Source organism: uncultured Boseongicola sp. (assembly GCF_937988555.1).
Taxonomy (GTDB): domain Bacteria; phylum Pseudomonadota; class Alphaproteobacteria; order Rhodobacterales; family Rhodobacteraceae; genus Boseongicola.
The window spans coordinates 1-3,571 of the sequence record NZ_CALJXO010000330.1; the positions used below are offsets into that span (position 1 = coordinate 1).

Sequence of the window (3,571 nt, forward strand, 5' to 3'; positions counted from 1 at the left end):
GAGCTGCCGGGACGGAAGCGCTTTGCGTCTGTGGACGCTATATTGATAATGCGCCCGGCACCCGTCTTGCGCAACTCGGGCATCGCAGCCCGGGTCAGCAGGAACGGTCCCCTGACATTGACGGACCAAAGATCATCCAGGTCTTTGACATCGCCCACGGTGAACCCAACCATGCGAAATATTCCAGCATTGTTAACAAGCGCATCAACCTGGCCGAAGCGCTCGACCGTCGCAGCGACCCAAGCCTCTGCTGCGCCCTCAACGGTTGCGTCATAGGGCACCGCAAGAAGGTGGTCTGGGCCTTTCTCAAAAACATCTGCCTGGGTAGTATCCCGCAGACCGAGCGACACCCTCCAGTTTTCCGACAAAAGTCGCTCTGTAATCGCCGCGCCGAGGCCCCGTCCACCGCCAGAAATCATCGCGACCTTAGTCATCAGAAAAGCCCTTGATAGTAGCCACCGTCATTGACAATATTCTGTCCGGACATGAAGCCCGCCTGCGCCGAGCATAAAAATGCAACCAGATCTCCGCATTCTGATGGATCGGCGAAGCGGCCCGCCGGGCAGTTCTCGATCCGGTTTTGCACAATTGCTTCGTAGGTCGTGTTGCCACGTTTGGCGTGCCCGTGCAGGTTGGTGTGCAGCGCGTCGGTGTCGAAGAGACCGGGGCAGACTGTATTGATGGTAACATTGTGCGGAATAAGGTCGCGGGCCATTGCTGCTGACGCTCCTGACAAGGCCAATCGGGCTGCATGACTATGGGCGAAGCCGACTTGGGGAAACTTGATGAAGCTGACCGACATATTTACGATGCGGCCAAAATTGCGTTCCTTCATACCCGGCGCAACGGCTTGAATCATCTGGATCGATGACAAGAAGTGAACTTCGAGCCAATAGCGCCAGTCTTCGATCGTTATTTGATCATAGGGCGTGGGAACTTGACGGACGCCAGGGTTATTTACAAGAATATCCACTGGACCGGCAGCCTCCAACAGGGCTGCGCGACCGTCGGCCTCGTTGAAATCGGCCGCCACCGTCCTGACCTCGACGCCGAACTCTTCGCGGATCTTCGCGGCCTCAGCTTCAAGTGTCTCAGTACCTCGTGCGTTCAACGTTACGTGTACACCTTCGTGCGCCAGAGACCGGGCTGTGGCCAGTCCAAGGCCGCGGCTGGCTGCAGTGACGATGGCACGTTTGCCTGTTAGTCCGAGATCCATAGGGTTGTTCCTTTATTATTTTTGATGTCGCTCAGGCGACCTTGGCATGCGCTGGCAGAAGCTCGTTCAATCCTGCGATCAGACCCTTTCGGGCATCGGCTGACAGATCGCGAAGCGGTGGGCGCATGGGGCCGCCACCGTCGAAACCCAGATAGTCCATCGCGGCCTTGGTCGAAGGATAAAGAGTGCGGCCTTCACTGGTAAACAGCTCTGTCAGTGCGATGCCGGTGCTTTGAAGCGCCCATGCCTCTGTCGTGCGCCCGCTGCGTGCAAGCTCCCACATGTCCAGACAGCCCGGGGCCCATACGTTTGGGAAACAGTCGATCAGCCCGTCTGCCCCGGCCAGGGTCGCGGGCACCCCAAAGGCCGACGAAGGGCCACAGAAGACGCGGATCCGGTCCTTCACCCTTAGAAGAGTGGCATGGAAATTCGTCCAGCTTCCGCTGCTTTCCTTGATCGCGACCACGTTGTCGAGGTCCGCCAGCTTATCTGCAATGTCCGGTGTCACGGCATTTCCGGCGTTTCCGGGTATGTTATAAAGAATAATAGGAAGGCTTGCGCGGGCATCGATCGCCTCAAAGTGCGCGATCACCTCGGCTTCAGTCAGGTGGGCAAAATAGGGGGGCAGGACCAGTACACCATCCGCACCTGCGTCCTTGGCGCGGTCGATTTGCTCAATAATTTCGCCTTCACGAATGCTGCCGGTTCCGATGATAGCAGGACCGCGATCCTTGCAGGCCGCAACGGTCAGCTCTGCAATCCGTGAACGCTCGTCCATAGAAAGAGCCCAGAACTCGCCCGTGCAGCCCGCGGCGACCATCCCAGTCGCACCAGCGTCGAATAGCCTTGCCATATTGGCCGTAAAACCCTCTTCGTTGATGGACAGGTCTGAATGAAACGGCGTCGTGATAGCGGGCATTGGCCCTGACCAGTTGATTGATGAACGGTTCATAGTTGGGCCTCCTGCAAATTGACCGCGGCTTCGGCTGGGTTCCATTTGTCGGCGCTTTCAGCCGACCGAGGCACATTCAGCCTAATTCCAGCTGGACCGGCCGCAAAGAAATGCGATGCGTCGGGATCAATCGAAAACTGGATCGTCTCGCCAAATCGCGGAATCACGGTTGCTGGCGCGCGCCCAGTCAGACGAATATCCCCGCCGATATTGACCGCGACAATGTTCTCATGCCCAGTCTGCTCGACCAGTTGAACTGCGCCGGAATAGGGTCCCGTTCCCAAAGTGATACTTTCGGGGCGAATGCCGAGACATACTTTTCCCGCTTGTGCTGAGGGACCGAGGCCACGAGCTTCAATCTTGAGTTCGGGCGCCTCAAACCACCATGTTCCACCTTGCTGACGAAGTTCGCCGTCGATCAAGTTCATTCCCGGAGTTCCAATGAAGCTTGCCACGAAACGATTTGCGGGTTCACGGTAGACGTCCTGTGGCGGGGCGAATTGCTGAAGGCGCCCACCTTCCATGATCGCTATCCTGTTGGACATGGTCATCGCCTCAAGCTGATCATGCGTGACATAGACCATTGTTCGCCCAAGCCGGTTATGCAGTTGCACTAGTTCGGCCCGCATATAGCCTCGCAGTTTCGCATCGAGGTTTGACAGCGGTTCGTCCAGCAAAAACACCTTTGGATCACGCACCAGCGCCCGTCCGAGGGCGACACGCTGCTGTTGACCACCCGAAAGCTGACGGGGTTTTCTGTTCAGCAGCTCGGTAAGGTGCAGCATCTCAGCAGTTTTTGCGACCATTGCGCCGCGCTCTGACTTTGGAACACCGCGTTTTTTCAGAGGGTAGGCGATGTTGTTCTCGACGCTCATGTGAGGGTATAGCGCATATGACTGGAAAACCATTGCGATGTCGCGCTCTCCCGGGGCCACGTCATTTACCACACGTTCGCCGATCCGGATTTCGCCAGAGGTGCAGAATTCAAGTCCCGCCAGCATCCGCAATGTCGTGGTCTTGCCACAGCCCGACGGACCCAGAAGCGAGACAAATTCACCCTGCTCGATGCTTAAGTTCATGTCTTCGACTGCGGTAAACGAGTCAAATTGTTTGTTTAGGTTGGTTAAGACAACGTCGGCCATGGTTATCCTTTCATTCCGCCAGCGCCAAAGCCGCGGGTCAGGTAACTTTGGAGGAAGGCGAATGCGATGATCAGTGGCACGCTCATCATCACCGATGCGGCCATCAGAAGTGACCACTCAATGTTGAAAGATGAAATCAGCATATTCATCACGCCAGTTGTAAGCGGGCGCGCATTGTCAGAATTCACCAAAACAAGCGCATAGAGATATTCGTTCCAAGACAGGATAAAGGTGAACAGCGCCGTTGAGATTATTCCAGGA

The 3,571-nt window shown here is 56.5% G+C and carries 4 protein-coding genes and 1 pseudogene; all 5 read right to left on the reverse strand.

Annotated features, from left to right (window positions below; genetic code table 11):
- A partial coding sequence (locus Q1B15_RS19680) for an SDR family NAD(P)-dependent oxidoreductase (RefSeq protein WP_299757078.1) occupies positions 1–434 on the reverse strand: 434 nt, incomplete at its 3' end.
- Positions 434–1,216: an SDR family oxidoreductase gene (locus Q1B15_RS19685; protein WP_299757081.1), complete on the reverse strand. Its 783-nt coding sequence runs from the start codon at positions 1,214–1,216 to the stop codon at positions 434–436. The genes Q1B15_RS19685 and Q1B15_RS19680, both read right to left, overlap by 1 nt.
- 31 nt (positions 1,217–1,247) lie before the next feature.
- Positions 1,248–2,168, reverse strand: coding sequence for a dihydrodipicolinate synthase family protein (locus Q1B15_RS19690; protein WP_299757084.1), 921 nt, complete (start codon positions 2,166–2,168; stop codon positions 1,248–1,250).
- Positions 2,165–3,310 (reverse strand): ABC transporter ATP-binding protein, encoded by a 1,146-nt coding sequence (locus Q1B15_RS19695; protein WP_299757086.1) that lies wholly within the window; start codon positions 3,308–3,310, stop codon positions 2,165–2,167. The genes Q1B15_RS19690 and Q1B15_RS19695 overlap by 4 nt, the downstream gene beginning before the upstream one ends.
- Before the next feature lie 2 nt (positions 3,311–3,312).
- Positions 3,313–3,571, reverse strand: a pseudogene (locus tag Q1B15_RS19700) (carbohydrate ABC transporter permease); the annotation flags it as partial.